The organism is Pseudomonas quercus (assembly GCF_012033695.1).
GTDB lineage: Bacteria > Pseudomonadota > Gammaproteobacteria > Pseudomonadales > Pseudomonadaceae > Aquipseudomonas > Aquipseudomonas quercus.
The window spans coordinates 588,112-602,824 of sequence record NZ_JAAVJI010000002.1 but is presented as its reverse complement, the minus strand read 5'-3'; the positions used below and the strand labels follow the sequence as shown (position 1 = coordinate 602,824).

Genomic DNA, 14,713 nt, shown 5'->3' with positions numbered 1-14,713 from the left:
TCAGAGCACCGACGCAGGTGCCTGCCATTTTCCACCAGCGGCCGGAGGGGGCAACCCCTTGTGGCTGTCTGTCATGGCTGCAAGCATGGCGATCGCACTGTCCCCACGTTCGATGGCAATCCCGAACTTGATGCTCTCGATCAAGCGCTGCAAGCGCTTGGGGTCGTTGCGCTGCGCGATGCTGATCATGCGCTTGGCGACCATGCCCTGTTCGTTGGACAGGGTCAGCATGATGGTGCCGTCCAGCCCCTGAATACTCAGGTTCACCCGGTAGTCAGGCTGGAAAGCGTCACTGATGATCTGAAAAGGGTTATCCATGTTTCACCTACAGGTCGAGACTGCACCTATGGACTGGGGCGGCCAGTGATAGTTCTCGTGGTCCTGACCGTCGGTTCAACACCGCGATCAGCCTGGACAGCTTGGGAAGCAAGCTATCGGTCTAGGCAGTGCAAGGCCTGTGCCGCATTCTTCAAAACACTTAGTTAGCGCTTTGGGTGGGCAGGAATCTGCCCGTTCCATTGCTTTGCAGGCTAGAGGCCGAAGCAGCGCAGGCACAAAAATGCCCCAACACGGTGCATGTGTAGTTTCTTTGCGTATGAGAATGTTTATCAATAGAATTGCTGCCTTTCCGCGTTGCGGTTGATGGCTGCCTTATGAAAAAGCCGTTGCACATTTCCACCCGCTATCGGCTGGGTGTCGCCTCTCGATGCCTGGCTGCAGGGTTGGGAGGGTATGCATTGGCCTCGGCGGCAGGCAGCTTCATTGCCTTTTTGATGCCTGGAACGCCGGCTCACATGGCAGTCGGTGGCATGATGGTCGGGTTTATCGTCTATGTGCTGGCGGTTATCTGGGCGTTTGCCTGCTCCAGTGCGCTCAAGGCGTGGCTCGGCATTGGTGGCACTGCGTTGGCCCTGGCCCTGGCCGACCTTGGCCTGTACCGGATGGCTACCTTATGAGAGAAGGTTTTCGTCAAGCGATGGCCTGGCTGCATACGTGGCTTGGGTTGTGCTTCGGCTGGCTGCTATTCGCGATTTTCTTCACGGGTACGCTCAGCTACTTCAAGGAGGAGCTGTCTCACTGGGCGCAGCCTGAAGTACCCGTACGAGCAGTGGATACCCGCACGGCACTTGGAAATGCCCAGGCTTACCTGGCGCAACATGCAGCCCAGGCCGATGCCTGGTACATCATGCCGCCCACGTCGCGGCAAGCCGCCCTTGAGGTGATGTGGCAGGCGCCACCGGGCGCCGGGAGCCGGTTTATCAGCAAACCGCTGGACCCCGCCAATGGGGCTTTGGTACAGGCAAGAGACAGCAAGGGCGGCGACTTTTTCTACCGTTTTCACTATGAGTTGGAGCTGAACTACCCGTTTGGTCGATGGCTAGCGAGCGCCGCAGCACTGGTCATGTTGATTGCACTGGTCAGCGGCATCATTACTCACAAGAAAATCTTCAAGGAATTCTTTACCTTCCGCCCAGGCAAGGGACAACGCTCCTGGCTGGATGGCCATAACGCCGTAGCCGTACTGGCGCTGCCGTTCCACGTGATGATCACTTACAGCGGGCTGGTGATCTTCATGGCCATGCTGCTGCCCGCCACGCTGATGACCGTTTACAAAGGCGAGCCTGCCGGCTTCTACCAAGCCCTGTTCCCCAACGCCTTTCCTGCGCCCGCCAAGGGCGAACCCGGCACCTTGGTGGCCTTGCCTGACCTGTACGATAAAGCGCAGCACCGATGGCCTGGCGCACGTTTCAGCAGGGTGGAAGTTCAGCATCCCGGTGACCAGGGCGCACGTGTCGTGTTTTATCGTCATGGAGGAGATCGCGTGGCGTACCTGCCTGGGGCTAGCCTGGCGTTTGACGGTGTGACCGGGCAACTGATTGAAAGCGCCATCCCAGGGGACGGCGCCATGCTGGTGGCGGGTGGGTTTTACGGCTTGCACATGGGGCAATTCGCAGGGCCTGTAGAGCGCTGGTTGTACTTTGTGTTTGGCCTGAGTGGCACCGCCATGGTGGGCACCGGGCTGGTGCTATGGCTGACCAAGCGCCAGCTTAAACATGCCCGTGAAGCCAGGCCGCCCTTCGGGCTGCGGTTGGTCGCCACGCTGAACCTGGCGGGCATGGCCGGCCTGCTGCTGGCGGTGGCCGGTTTCCTGACCGCCAACCGGTTGCTGCCCGTTCACGTGGTAGGGCGTGCAGAATGGGAGGTGCGTGTCTTCTTCCTGACCTGGCTGGTGTCACTGCTGTACGCCGCCTGGCGCCCTACGCGGCAGGGCTGGGTACACCAGTTGAGCGTAGCTGCCGTGCTGTATGCCGTACTGCCCCTGTTCGGTATGGTTACTACCGCCCGCGGCCTGCCTCAGGCGATAGCGGTGCAGGATTGGGCCATCGCCGGTGTGGACCTCACCCTCCTGGGCGCCGCCTGCGTGCTGGCCTGGCTTGCGCGCAAGGTCGCGGTAAAGGGTGCGGCGCGCGTGGCACCGGCACGGGTTGCGCGGGTGGCCCCCTGATGCTGGTTGCCGCGCTGCTGTGCTATGCCGGCTTCGGGTGCCTGTGCCTGGCCATGGACCGGCATCACCAAGACGTCCTCGGTCGAAAACCAGGGCGCCCGTTGCAGGTAGTGCTGCGAGTGGTGGCAGCCCTGCTGTGGCTTGTAGCGCTTGCGCAGGTCATGGGGGATGCCGGGTGGGCCATAGGGTTGGCACAGGGTGTCGGGTTGGCCATGGCCAGCGCCGGTATGCTGGTAGGGCTGTTGTCGTACTGGCCCAGGCTTGCACTGGGACTGGCGGCGTTGGCGATTCCCGGTGCGCTGGTAGCCGGGTTGATTACACCTTACGTTTAGCAGCAGCCACCCGATGGTCACCCACCTGTGGCTACGGTGTTGCCTATTAAGGGCCTACTGCCGCCCGATACGCTGCGGGCGTGGCGCCCATGGCCTGACGGAACCGGCTGCTGAAGTGGCTGGGGCTGGCAAACCCACAGGCCAGCGCAATCTCGCCCAAGGGTTGCTGCCGGTCTGCCAGCAGTCTACGCGCAGCGCTCAACCGGCGGGCCAGCACGTACCGGTGAGGCGGCACGCCCAGGCTCAGGCGGAACATGCGCGCAAAGTGAAACGGCGACAGGTGGCACACGGCAGCCAGCTCACCCAAGCTTAAAGGTGCAGCCAAGTGGCTTTCTATATAGTCCAGTACATGGTGGCGCTGGGCTGGCGCCAACCCTCCCTTTACCTGGGGTGCAGCCTTGGGTGCCACCTGGCGCAACAGCGCCTGGTTAAGCAGTTCATGGGCCAGGCTGCTGGTCAATAAGCGTTCGGCGGGCTCATGCCAGTTCAGCCCGATCAACCGGGTAAAGCGGCATGCCTGCTCCGGGTCGTCCACATAGGTCTTTTCCTGTAGCGCTAGTGCACGAGGCTCGCGGTCGAAGAGCGCGATGCAGCTTAGTGCAAACTGCTCTTCGCTGAAATACAGGTGTGCCAGGCGAATGGGGCCATTGATGACCCAGGCGGAATCATGCCCGGCGGGCAGTACGCAGAGTTTGCCCGGCGCGCCATTGAGCCCGGGTTGGCCCTGGCGATGGGTGCCCGTGCCGCCGGCCATGTAGCACGAGAGTGTGTGATGGGCAGGGGCCTGGTAATGGCGAGCATCATTGCGGTTGTTCCACACCGCCGCCGCCAGGCCGTCGCCCAAGGCGGCCTGCTGTTCGAGGCGCGCGTGGGGAGACTGTCGCAAGGCTTCGAACACATCGAGTGCGTGGGCGTTCATACGGTCATCCTCCTGGAATACGCATATCCTACCCTCAGGCAGCGTTCGTTACGGCAGCGCTTGAAACAAAAGCGCAGGAATCTGAAAGCGCTGCCTGGGTTTGGCGCGCACAGTGGCGGCCTGAAGCCTGGAGGTTGCCATGACGGTTATGCTTTATCTGTTGACAGTAGTGATATGGGGCACCACTTGGATTGCCTTGAAACTGCAACTGGGCGAGGTGGCGATCGCGGCGTCCATCCTCTACCGCTTTGCGCTGGCAGCGGGGGTTCTGTTCGTTATCCTGCTGGCCAGCCGTCGGCTGCAGCCGATGGGGCGAAAGAGCCATGGCTTGGCGGTCGCTCAAGGGTTATGCCTGTTTAGCCTTAACTTCGTCTGTTTTCTTCACGCCAGCGAACACATCGCCAGTGGCCTGGTTGCAGTGGTGTTCTCAACGTCCACGGTATGGAACGCCCTCAATGCCCGGCTATGGTTTGGCCAGCGTATACGCCCACAGGTCCTGGCCGGTGGCGCCATGGGCCTATTGGGGTTGGCGTTGCTGTTCTGGCCAGAGCTGTCACGCCAGCGCGCCGGGGCCGAAACGGTGCTGGGTGTAGGCCTGGCTCTGCTAGGCACCTTGTGTTTCTCGGCGGGCAACCTGCTGTCCAGCCTGCACCAGAAACGAGGCATTCGGCCGGCCACCAGCAATGCCTGGGGCATGGGGTACGGTGCTGCCCTGTTGGCGGCTTGGTGTGTGGTAAGCGGTACGCCCTTGGCATTCAGTACCTCGCCTGCTTACGTCGGCGCGCTGCTGTACCTGGCCATTCCTGGGTCGGTCATTGCCTTCACCGCCTACCTTACGCTGGTGGGCCGCTTGGGCGCGGAGCGGGCGGCCTATTGCACCGTGCTATTCCCCTTGGTCGCACTGAATGTTTCTGCCGGTTACGAGGGCTATGCCTGGAGTGCTCCCGCGCTGTTTGGGCTAGTGCTGGTGCTGGGCGGGAACGTGCTGGTGTTTCGCAAGGGAAGGGCGGCCACACCTGCCGCCCCTTCCTTGAAAGCAGCCTAACCTTTGAAGGTTTCCGGGTTTACCAGGTCGGTTGGCCGTTGGCCCTTGAGGGCCGCGGTCAGGTTGTTCATGGCCCGTTGCGCCATAGCCGCGCGGGTTTCCCCCGTCGCCGAGCCAATGTGCGGAAGGGTCACAGCGTTCTTGAGCGAGAATAGCGGGGATTCGGCCAGGGGCTCGTGGGCGTACACGTCCAGCCCGGCACCGCGAAGGGTCCCGTTCTGCAGCGCTTCGATCAACGCCGCCTCATCCACGATCGGGCCGCGGGCGATGTTGATCAGGAAGGCAGAGGGCTTCATCAACCCCAACTCGCGGTGGCTGATAAGGTGACGGGTCTTGTCACTCAAGGGCACCACCAGTACCACGAAGTCTGCCTTGGCCAGCAGGTCGTCCAGCGTACAGAACGTGGCGCCCAGTTCGGCTTCCAGCGCTGGCTTGCGGCTGTTGCCGCTGTACAGCACCGGCATGTTGAAACCTAGCCTGCCACGGCGGGCGATCGCTGCGCCGATGTTGCCCAGGCCAACGATGCCTAAGGTCTTGCCGTTTACGTCGCTGCCGAACAGGTCGGGGCTGACGCTGGCTTTCCAGTGGCCGGCCTTGGTCCAGGCATCCAGCTCGGCCGTACGCCGTGCGCTGGCCATGATCAGCGAAAACCCCAGGTCAGCCGTACTTTCGGTCAGTACGTCCGGGGTGTTGGTCAGTTGAATGCCACGCTGGGTCAGGTAAGCCACATCGTAGTTGTCGTAACCTACCGACACGCTGGAAATGACCTCAAGGTTCGTAGCGGCCTTCAGTTGTGCCTCCCCCAGCGCCCGCCCCGCGCCGATCAGGCCGTGTGCGGTTGGCAGGGCCTCGTTGAACTGCGCCGCCACATCGCCTTGCTTGGGATTGGGCACAATCACATCGAAGTCCTTTTCCAGGCGTTCGACCATGTCGGGGCTGATGCGGCTGAACGCAAGTACAGTCTTTCTCATCGGGCGCAATTCCATTTCGGGGGGAGGGAACAAGCTACAAGCTTCAAGCGGCAAGCTTCAAGCTAAAAGCAGTACGCGGCGCTCTTGCTTGCAGCTTGCCGCTCAAAGCTTGCCGCTCAAAGCCAGTTCATGGCTGCGCAAGTCGGCGTCCTGTGCCGCGAGGATATCGGGCAGCGAGCCACGCAGGTATTCGACCCAGGTTTTGATCTTGGCATCCAGGTATTGGCGGGACGGGTAGATGGCGTACAGGTTCAGCTCCTGCAAACGGTACTCGGGCATCATCCGTACCAGGGTGCCGTTACGCAGGCCTTCAATGGCGGCGTAAATGGGCAACACACCTACACCCATGCCACTGGAGATCGCGGTTTTCATGGCGTCGGCCGAATTCACCTGGAAAGGCGCATTGGTGATATTGAGCATTTCCTGGCCTTCAGGCCCGTCGAAGAACCACCGTTCCAGCTGTACCACAGGGCTTACCAGGCGTAAGCAGGCATGGTTGCGTAGCTCGCTGGGCTTGCGCGCCATCCCATGGGCTTTTACATAATCGGGCGAGGCACAGACAATGCTGTAGGTGATACCAAGGCGCTGGGACACGAACCCCGAATCGGGTAGTTCGCTCGCCAGCACGATGGACACGTCATAGCCTTCGTCCAGCAAGTCAGGCACGCGATTGGCCAGTGTCAGGTCGAAGGTGACATCCGGGTGAATCTTGCGATAGCGGGCAATGGCATCGATCACGAAATGCTGCCCGATCCCCGTCATGGTATGCACCTTCAACTGACCTGCGGGCCGTGCATGGGCATCACTGGCCTCTGCTTCGGCTTCCTCCACAAAGGCCAGGATCTGCTCGCAGCGCAGCAGGTAGCGCTTGCCCGCTTCGGTCAGCGCAATGCGCCGCGTGGTGCGGTTGAGCAGCCGGGTTTGCAAGTGCGCCTCCAGGTTGGAGATGGCACGGGAAATATTGGCAGTGGTGGTATCTAGCTGCACGGCAGCGGCAGTGAAACTGCCCGCTTCGGCTACGCAGGTAAACGCACGCATGTTTTGCAGGGTGTCCATGGCTCGCTCTCTGAATACACCGGCAAATTGTCTCATGAAGTTACACAATCGCCATCATTCTCCCGCCGAGTCGCTAGGGTTCATGCACTTTGCTGGGCAAGCCCTATCCAAGGAATATGCGCTAGGGATTGTCTTCTTTCCTGTAATAAAGAATCACCACAAACCACGCTTATCGACCAGTTGGCAGCCCCCTAGAATGGCCTTGCCAGACCTCCTCCCTATTACCTTCACTCTTCGGAACCCGCCGCTGTGTTGCGTCGCTTTTCCCGTGCGCTCAAAGCGCTCAGTGCCTGTGCCTTTTATTCCTGTTTAAGCGGCTGCATGGGGACTGGTGGTATCACGCCCACCGCAGCCCTGCCGGCGCCTGATGCGCTGGCAACCGACAAGGCCATCCAGGCGGCGGCCGCACAAGCCCAGTGGCCAAGTGAAACGTGGTGGCAGGCGTTCAAGGACCCGCAACTGGACCATTGGGTAGGCCTGGCCGTAGCAGGCAGCCCCAGCCTGGCTATTGCTGCGGCCCGGCTGCGTCAGGCACGCAGTGCTGCCGGCCTTGCTCAGGCACGGGAAACCCCTCAACTGAGTGCAGAGGGCACCTTGCACCGGCGTAATTGGCCCACTGACGGTTTCTATGGCCCGGGTGACCTGGCCAACCAGACCACTTGGGACAACAACGCCGGGCTCAGCCTCAGCTATGACCTGGACCTGTGGCACCGTGACCAGAGCGCCAGCGAACGTGCCTTGGACCTGGCCCACGTGGCCGCGGCTGAAATGCGTCAAGCGCAGTTGGTGCTGACCCAGGATGTAGTGCGTGTGTACATCGCCCTGGCGTTGAGCTATGCCCAGCAAGACATTCTCAAAGCCACCCTGGCGCAGCAGTCCCAAGTGTTGGACCTGGCCAACAAACGCCTCACGGCGGGTATCGGTACCCAACTGGAGGTCAGCCAGGCCCAGACCCTGCTGCCCGAGACCCATCGCCAGTTGGATGACATGGAGGAGCAGATCGCACAGGCCCGTAACCAACTGGCGGCACTGGCAGGCAAGGGACCAGGGGAGGGGGCTACGATCAAGCGGCCGCAATTGCAATTGGCGACCGCCCCTGGCCTGCCCAGCCATCTGCCGGCGCAACTCCTGGGGCAGCGCCCCGACGTGGTCGCCAGCCGCTGGCAGGTCGCGGCCCAGGCCCGCGGTATCGAGGTGGCCCATGCCGGGTTCTACCCCAATGTGGACCTTACGGCCAGCCTGAGCTACATGGCGACCAGTGGTGGCATGTTGGAGTTTCTGACAGGGCACAAGCTCGGTTACAGCGCAGGCCCTGCGTTCAGCCTGCCGTTGTTTGATGGTGGCCGCCTGCGTAGCGAACTGGGCGAGGCGGCGGCGGGTTACGACCTGGCCGTGGCACGCTACCGGGAGGTGCTGGCCAACGCTTTGAAAGAGGTCTCTGACCAACTGATACGCGGCCAATCCCTGGCCCATCAGGCGGCCTTCGCCCAGGAATCCGTGGCTAGTGCTCAACAGGCCTATGACCTGGCCAAGGTGGGCTGGCAGCGCGGGCTCACCGGTTACCTGGACGTACTGCAAGCGCAGACAGCACTGTTGCGACAGCGCACCATTGAAGAGCATGTGCAGGCCTCACGCCTCGCCGCCCAGGCCGGGCTGATGACAGCGCTGGGGGGTGGGTTGGGCGCGGGCGCCGATGTACCGGCTACTGAACGCCTGGCTGCTCCGCCAACACCACCGGCCCTGAGCCTGATGAACACCCTTGAAGGTGTGGGGCAGCCATGAGTACCCAGGCGATGCACCTTGGCCACCGCTTGCACCGAGGCTGGCGTGAATGGGCCCGTAGCGACGGCGTAACCTGGGTGTTTATCTTCAAGGTACTGCTGGCGGCCTTTCTCACACTGTGGCTGGCCATGCGGCTGGAGCTTCCCCAGCCGCGCACGGCCATGATTACCGTCTTTATCGTGATGCAGCCCCAAAGCGGCCCTGTGTTTGCCAAAAGCTTCTACCGCCTGCTTGGCACTCTGGCAGGCGCCGTGGTCACGGTGGCCCTGATCGCACTGTTCCCTCAGAACACTGAGCTGTTTCTGCCCAGCCTGGCCTTGTGGGTAGGCTTGTGTTCGGCAGGCGCCGTGCGCCAGCGCAATTTCCGTGGTTATGGTTTTGTGCTCTCCGGCTACACGGCAGCCATGATCGGCCTGCCGGTGTTGGCTCACCCCGAAGGTGCGCTGTTTGCCGCCCTCTGGCGGGTACTGGAAATCGCGTTGGGGTTGTTGATTGCCACCGCGGTTAGCGCCGCCGTATTGCCCCAGTCTGCCAGTGCTGCGATGCGCAACGCCCTGTATCAACGTTTCGGTGTATTCGCGGCCTTCGTGGTGAGGGGTATGCAGGGTGAGGGTGACGAGGCTGGTTTCGAAAGCAGCAATGTGCGCTTTTTGACTGAAGCTGTAGGCTTGGAGGGTTTACGCAGCGCCACGGCCTTTGAAGACCCTCACATGCGCCAGCGCAGCGGTCGGTTGAGCCGGCTCAATAGTGAGTTCATGGCCTTGACGACACGCTTCAATGCCTTCCATCAGTTGCTGGCACGCCTGAGCGCCAGTAGCCCGGTGCGTGCAGCCATAGCGCCGGAGCTGGCGCGCTTCACGGCCACCCTGGCGCCATTTGCAGGGCACCCGCTGACCCTGGAGGATGCTTCACAGTTGGCCGCGGCCCTTGAGGCGTACCGTGGCGCCTTTACCGAGCAGGTACGTGCGCTGCGCGCCAGCTTCCTCCAGGCCCTACCCACGGACAGCGACCTGCTGGACTTCCACACCGCGTTCGAGCTGCTGTTCCGCTTTGCCGAAAGCCTGCATAGCTATGCACTCACCCACGCCTCGCTGGCATCGCACCGCCATGCGCGCGAACAGTGGGACCAGCCCTACACCACCCATACCTCCTGGCTGGCGTCGCTGGCCGCCGGCGTACGCGGCATGGTGGTGCTAGTGGGGTTAGGCAGCTACTGGCTGGTTACTGCCTGGCCCAGCGGGGGCACACTTACGCTGGTCGCAGCAGCCACTATCGGGCTGTCCGCCGCCACGCCCAACCCCAGGCGCATGTCGTTTCAGATGGCCTGTGGCACGCTGCTTGGGGCCCTCGCAGGGTTTGTGGAGCAGTTCTTCGTCTATCCACAGATCGACGGCTTTCCTCTGCTGTGCTTTGTTCTAGCCCCCGTTTTTGCGTTTGGTGCCTTTCTGGCATCGCGCCCGCCGTTGGCCGGCTATGGCTTGGGGCTGCTCATTTTCTTTTCCATCGGCTCGGTGCCCGACAATCTCACGGTGTACAACCCTTATGGCTTTATCAACGACTACATTGCCATGGTGGTGGGCATGCTGATCTGCGCAGCAGCAGGGGCGATCATCCTGCCACCTAACGCCGGCTGGATGTGGCGACGGCTACAGGCCGAACTGCGCCGCCTGATAGTGTTTGCGGTCAGTGGCGAGTCCCGTCGGTTGGCCAGCAGCTTTGAAAGCCGTGCCCGAGACATTGTGCACCAGGCCTATGGCTTGGCGTCGGCGCAGCCCAGGGTGCAGCGCGACCTGATGCGCTGGATGCTGCTGGTGCTGGAGGTGGGCCATGCGGTGATCGAGATTCGCCAGGAGCAAGACGCGTTGTTCGTTCACCCCGCCTATGCCCAGGATCAGCCATGGCGCCAAGCCATTCGTGCCATGGGCCGGGCGTTGATCCGGTTGTTTATCCAGCCTGTGGCGGCAAACCGGGAGCGGGCACTGCAGGCCGTGGACCATGCCATTCGCTGCGTGCATGAAGCCGACGAACCCTTTGCCCGTCATTTTGATACGTCTGTGCTCAGGCGCGTACAAAGCTACCTGCACTTCATCCGCAGCAGCCTGCTGGACCCCCGCTCACCCCTGGCCGAGCTGCCAGCGCTGCCAGGAGCTGCCCATGCCGCGTGAAATTGCGTTCCACGGGGTATACATGCCTGTGCTGACCGTGCTGTTACTGGTTGCCATCGGCCTCGCCTGGGTACTGGACCGGTTGTTGGCCAGCCTGGATGTATACCGCTTTTTCTGGCACCCGGCGCTGCTGCGCCTGAGCCTGTTCTTCTGCCTCTTTGGCGCGCTGGCGCTGACTGTCTACCGTTGAGATCAACCTGATGAAAAAGCTGTTCAGCCTGCTAGGCACGTTAGTGGTGTTCGGCATTGCCCTGCTGCTGGGGCGGTTGCTGTGGGTCGATTACATGGACACCCCCTGGACCCGGGATGGCCGCGTACGCGCCGACATCATCAATGTGGCGGCCGATGTGTCGGGCTATGTGGTGGCGGTGCCGGTCAAGGACAACCAGCGCGTGCGCAAGGGCGACCTGCTGATTCAGGTGGACCCAGCCCATTACCAGGTCGCGGTAGACCAGGCCCGGGCGCTGGTAGCGGCGCGCAAGGCCACGTGGGACATGCGCAGGCTCAATGCCAAGCGCCGGGCAGACCTGGATGCCTTGGTCATTTCCAAGGAAAACCAGGAGGATGCCGGCAGCGTGGCCAGCCAGGCCCAAGCGCAGTACCAGCAGGCGCAGGCGGCCTTGGCAGCGGCAGAGCTGAACCTGGCCCGCACCCGTGTAGTTGCCCAAGTGGACGGCTATGTTACCAACCTGAATGTGCACGCCGGTGATTATGCCCGGGCCGGTGACGCCAAGATGGCCGTCGTGGACGAGCACTCGTTCTGGGTGTATGGCTTTTTCGAAGAAACCAAGCTGCCTCACGTCCACGTAGGGGACATGGCCGAAATGCAGATGATGAGTGGCGAAACGCTGCACGGCCATGTGGAAAGCATCGCACGCGGCATTTACGACCGTGATAACCCCGAAAGCCGCGAACTGCTGGCGGATGTGAACCCGACGTTCAACTGGGTCCGCCTGGCTCAGCGAGTGCCGGTGCGCATTCACCTGGATGAAGTGCCCGAGGGCATGCTCCTGGCAGCGGGTACAACCTGCACGGTGGTGATTCACTGAACAGCTGGCGCCGTCCTTGGCACGGGCGCCTCCTGCAGAGGAGGCGGCCATGCCAGCAGGCAGGAGGTCAGAGGTGGGATTCGGCGTATTCAGCCAGGATGGAGCGCGGTACGCCCTGCAAGGTGATATGCACCCCGTGCGGGAAGTCCTTGAAACGTTCGGTCAGGTAGGTCAGGCCTGAACTGGTAGCGGAAAGGTAAGGGGTGTCGATCTGCGCCAGGTTACCCAGGCAGACCACCTTGGAGCCTGAACCTGCTCGGGTGATGATGGTTTTCATCTGGTGTGGCGTAAGGTTCTGGCACTCATCGATCAGGATAAGGCTCTGCTGGAAACTGCGCCCCCGGATGTAGTTGAGGGATTTGAACTGCAAAGGCACCTTGCTGAGAATGTAGTCCACGCTGCCATGGGTGTTTTCATCATCCATGTGCAAGGCTTCAAGGTTATCGGTGATCGCGCCCAGCCAAGGCTCCATTTTCTCGGCTTCGGTGCCGGGCAAAAAGCCGATTTCCTGGTCCAGGCCCTGTACGCTGCGGGTGGCGATGATCCGCCGGTAGCGCTTGCTCACCATGGTCTGCTCGATGGCCGCCGCCAGGGCCAGAATGGTCTTGCCTGAACCCGCCGCACCCGACAGGTTCACCAGGTGAATGTCCGGGTCCAGCAGGGCGAACAGCGCCAGGGCCTGATGGATGTCCCGAGGCTTGAGCCCCCAGGCTTCCTGATGCATCAAGGGTTCCTGATGCATATCCAAAATCATCAGCTCGTTGTCGCGCGCTGCCTTGATCCAGCCCACAAAGCCTTGTTCATCGATGATGAACTCGTTCACATGCGCCGACGGCAAGGCTTCGGCCAGTTGCACCCGGTGCCAGGTGCGCCCCCGCTCCTGGCGGGTATCGACCTTCTGTACGCGGTCCCAGAATGAACCCGTAACCGTGTGGTAGCCACGGGACAAGAGCGAGACATCGTCCACCAACTGGTCGGTGCTGTAGTCTTCGGCAGCAATGCCGCAGGCCCGTGCCTTGAGGCGCATGTTGATGTCTTTGGTGACCAGCACCACGTCGATCTCCGGGCGACGGGTATGCAGGTCGATCAACTGGTTGATGATCACGTTGTCATTGAGGTGGTCGGGGAGGGGGCTTTCCAGGGCCCCATGCTTGTTCATCAGAATGGACAGAAAACCTTTCGGGTCACCCTTGCCGCGATCGATCGGTACGCCGCGTTCGACGTCCTGGGGTGACGCTTGGCCCAGCACCTTGTCGATCAGGCGAATGGCCTGGCGGCATTCGGCAGCCACAGAGTGTTTACCGGCCTTGAGCTTGTCCAGCTCTTCCAGCACGGTCATGGGGATGGCTACGTGATGTTCCTGGAAGTTGAGCAGTGCGTTGGGATCGTGGATCAGGACGTTGGTGTCCAGCACATACAAAATGGGCTGGTGGGCGGAGAGCGTGCGTCCTTGTTCATCCATACTCGGTCACCTTTAGTGGGAGCCAGTGGACGCAATACCTGAACGGTGCTGCGCCTTGAACGGCCGCCTTGCTCCAGCGGGAGGCCTGCGACAACGGGCGAAGTCGGGTATGAAACGCCACCTGTGTCGGCAGGGGTCGGCGGTCTGTTTCTTAGTACTCCAAAACCTGTGACCAGAGAAAGCACTTTGCGCCCTGTTCAAGGTTTATTTGCTGATGTGACGAATAGGGCTTGGCGAGCACCTATGGCCCCGTTACAGTCGGAAGTCACCTTGGCAGCGCTTCAGGGGAAATCGTGGCAGTCTTCCCAGCCAATCCCACTCTGGGCCGTTGCGGTAAGCAACGCGGGCAAGGCCGTACGGGCCTTCAGTTGCGCATCGTGGAACACGATGATGCCGTGGCGCCAGAGCAGCATCAGGGTCAGCACGCGGTCACCGCTGTCCTCGGCCGTCAACTGGCTGTTGCCATCCTGGGCATCGATGTTCCACAGCACCACGTCCAGTTGCTGGCTTTCAAAGAATTCCCCACTGTCTGATCGCCGCTGCCCGTAGGGCGGCCTGAACTGTGGCACATAAGCGTCCGGCAACTGGCTTTGCACCAATGCCACGCTGTCGAGCACGGACTTCTGCCAGTCCACCCACTGGCTATGAGAACGGTATTGCCAGCCTTGTATGCCTACGCATTGGTCGCGGTAAAGGGCTTCCAGATCATCCGAGGCGCCGTTCTGGCGCCGTAACTGCACGCTGTTGCCTAGTACGAAGAAGGTCGCGTTCATCTTCTGGCGGCGAAGGTAGTCGGTCATCCAGTCAGTATTGCCATCCCCAGGGCTTGGGCCGCCATCGAACGTCAGCAGGAAGACACGATCCTCCAGGCTGTCGCCGGTGTGTTCGACAGCCGAAAAGGTGACGACCTCGCTGGCGATATCCGGTGACAAGGCGGCCAGGCGCAATTGTTCGTCCAGGTAGGTGCGGCTGAATGCGCGGCCAGGCTCTGCCCACCGTGCATAGAAGGAGTCCGCAGCGACTGCAAATTGCGCCGCCTGGGCCTTCAGGTCATCCAGGCTTTCGATCGCGTAGCAGAAGGAGGCATCTTCCTCGCAGCTTTGTTGGGCGTGGCCAAAGGCCGACCACAGGCGCTGCCACAAGTGCTCGCGCAACGTGTTGATGGCCACCAGGTTGATCTGGCGCAAGCCAAGGCGGTCTGCCAGGGCAGGTTCGTCCAGCGCCTCGCTTACCAGAAGCTCTCGGGCGAAGCTCAATATCTGTGCGCGGGAGGCCACGTCGAACAGCGCAGGCGTGCTCAAGGCCTCGGGCCATTCGCCTCGGTCCAGGGTAGCCACTTCAGCTGGCCCGGCCTGAGCCATGAGGGGGCTAAGGCTTACAGCCATGGCGAGTAACATGGGGAACAAGCGCAACGAATATCCTCCTT

The 14,713-nt window shown here is 61.7% G+C and carries 14 protein-coding genes; 8 read left to right on the top strand and 6 right to left on the bottom strand.

The window, feature by feature from the left end; translation table 11 throughout:
* Complete coding sequence (locus HBH25_RS06015) at positions 1-318, bottom strand: DUF3509 domain-containing protein (RefSeq protein WP_168082513.1); 318 nt, start codon at positions 316-318, stop codon at positions 1-3.
* A 335-nt stretch (positions 319-653) separates the two neighbouring features.
* Between HBH25_RS06015 and HBH25_RS06010 the strand changes: the two genes are divergently transcribed.
* From HBH25_RS06010 to HBH25_RS06000, 3 genes are read left to right on the top strand one after another with little or no spacing between them, the layout of a single operon-like run.
* Positions 654-956: a DUF3649 domain-containing protein gene (locus HBH25_RS06010; protein ID WP_168082511.1), complete on the top strand. Its 303-nt coding sequence runs from the start codon at positions 654-656 to the stop codon at positions 954-956.
* Positions 953-2,506, top strand: a complete 1,554-nt coding sequence (locus HBH25_RS06005; RefSeq protein ID WP_168082509.1) for a PepSY-associated TM helix domain-containing protein — start codon at positions 953-955, stop codon at positions 2,504-2,506. Before HBH25_RS06010 ends, HBH25_RS06005 begins: the two co-directional genes overlap by 4 nt.
* Positions 2,506-2,838 carry a DUF3325 domain-containing protein gene (locus tag HBH25_RS06000; protein ID WP_168082507.1) on the top strand — a complete coding sequence of 111 codons (333 nt, stop codon included), beginning with the start codon at positions 2,506-2,508 and terminating at the stop codon, positions 2,836-2,838. The genes HBH25_RS06005 and HBH25_RS06000 overlap by 1 nt, the downstream gene beginning before the upstream one ends.
* Before the next feature lie 46 nt (positions 2,839-2,884).
* On the opposite strand, the gene HBH25_RS05995 is transcribed toward HBH25_RS06000, so the two are convergent.
* Positions 2,885-3,757 (bottom strand): helix-turn-helix domain-containing protein, encoded by an 873-nt coding sequence (locus HBH25_RS05995; RefSeq protein WP_168082505.1) that lies wholly within the window; start codon positions 3,755-3,757, stop codon positions 2,885-2,887.
* A 139-nt stretch (positions 3,758-3,896) separates the two neighbouring features.
* Between HBH25_RS05995 and HBH25_RS05990 the strand changes: the two genes are divergently transcribed.
* Positions 3,897-4,802: a DMT family transporter gene (locus HBH25_RS05990; RefSeq protein WP_168082503.1), complete on the top strand. Its 906-nt coding sequence runs from the start codon at positions 3,897-3,899 to the stop codon at positions 4,800-4,802.
* On the opposite strand, the gene HBH25_RS05985 is transcribed toward HBH25_RS05990, so the two are convergent.
* Together HBH25_RS05985 and HBH25_RS05980 are read right to left on the bottom strand one after the other, a co-directional pair.
* On the bottom strand, positions 4,799-5,773 hold the full coding sequence (locus tag HBH25_RS05985; RefSeq protein WP_168082501.1) for a 2-hydroxyacid dehydrogenase: 975 nt from the start codon (positions 5,771-5,773) through the stop codon (positions 4,799-4,801). The two genes, HBH25_RS05990 and HBH25_RS05985, sit on opposite strands and share 4 nt — an antisense overlap.
* 102 nt (positions 5,774-5,875) lie before the next feature.
* Positions 5,876-6,829: a LysR family transcriptional regulator gene (locus tag HBH25_RS05980; RefSeq protein ID WP_168082499.1), complete on the bottom strand. Its 954-nt coding sequence runs from the start codon at positions 6,827-6,829 to the stop codon at positions 5,876-5,878.
* 249 nt (positions 6,830-7,078) lie between these two features.
* Between HBH25_RS05980 and HBH25_RS05975 the strand changes: the two genes are divergently transcribed.
* From HBH25_RS05975 to HBH25_RS05960, 4 genes are read left to right on the top strand one after another with little or no spacing between them, the layout of a single operon-like run.
* Positions 7,079-8,611 carry an efflux transporter outer membrane subunit gene (locus HBH25_RS05975; protein WP_168082497.1) on the top strand — a complete coding sequence of 511 codons (1,533 nt, stop codon included), beginning with the start codon at positions 7,079-7,081 and terminating at the stop codon, positions 8,609-8,611.
* A complete protein-coding gene (locus HBH25_RS05970; protein ID WP_168082495.1) occupies positions 8,608-10,776 on the top strand; it encodes an FUSC family protein in 2,169 nt (722 codons plus the stop codon). Before HBH25_RS05975 ends, HBH25_RS05970 begins: the two co-directional genes overlap by 4 nt.
* Positions 10,766-10,966: a DUF1656 domain-containing protein gene (locus HBH25_RS05965; RefSeq protein WP_168082493.1), complete on the top strand. Its 201-nt coding sequence runs from the start codon at positions 10,766-10,768 to the stop codon at positions 10,964-10,966. The genes HBH25_RS05970 and HBH25_RS05965 overlap by 11 nt, the downstream gene beginning before the upstream one ends.
* Before the next feature lie 10 nt (positions 10,967-10,976).
* A complete protein-coding gene (locus HBH25_RS05960) occupies positions 10,977-11,825 on the top strand; it encodes an efflux RND transporter periplasmic adaptor subunit (protein ID WP_168082491.1) in 849 nt (282 codons plus the stop codon).
* 67 nt (positions 11,826-11,892) lie between these two features.
* Here the strand turns inward: HBH25_RS05960 and HBH25_RS05955 are convergent, their stop codons facing one another.
* Positions 11,893-13,287 carry a PhoH family protein gene (locus HBH25_RS05955; RefSeq protein ID WP_168082489.1) on the bottom strand — a complete coding sequence of 465 codons (1,395 nt, stop codon included), beginning with the start codon at positions 13,285-13,287 and terminating at the stop codon, positions 11,893-11,895.
* A 281-nt stretch (positions 13,288-13,568) separates the two neighbouring features.
* Positions 13,569-14,672, bottom strand: coding sequence for a polysaccharide deacetylase family protein (locus tag HBH25_RS05950; RefSeq protein ID WP_420708440.1), 1,104 nt, complete (start codon positions 14,670-14,672; stop codon positions 13,569-13,571).
* Between the last annotated feature and the right edge of the window lie 41 nt (positions 14,673-14,713).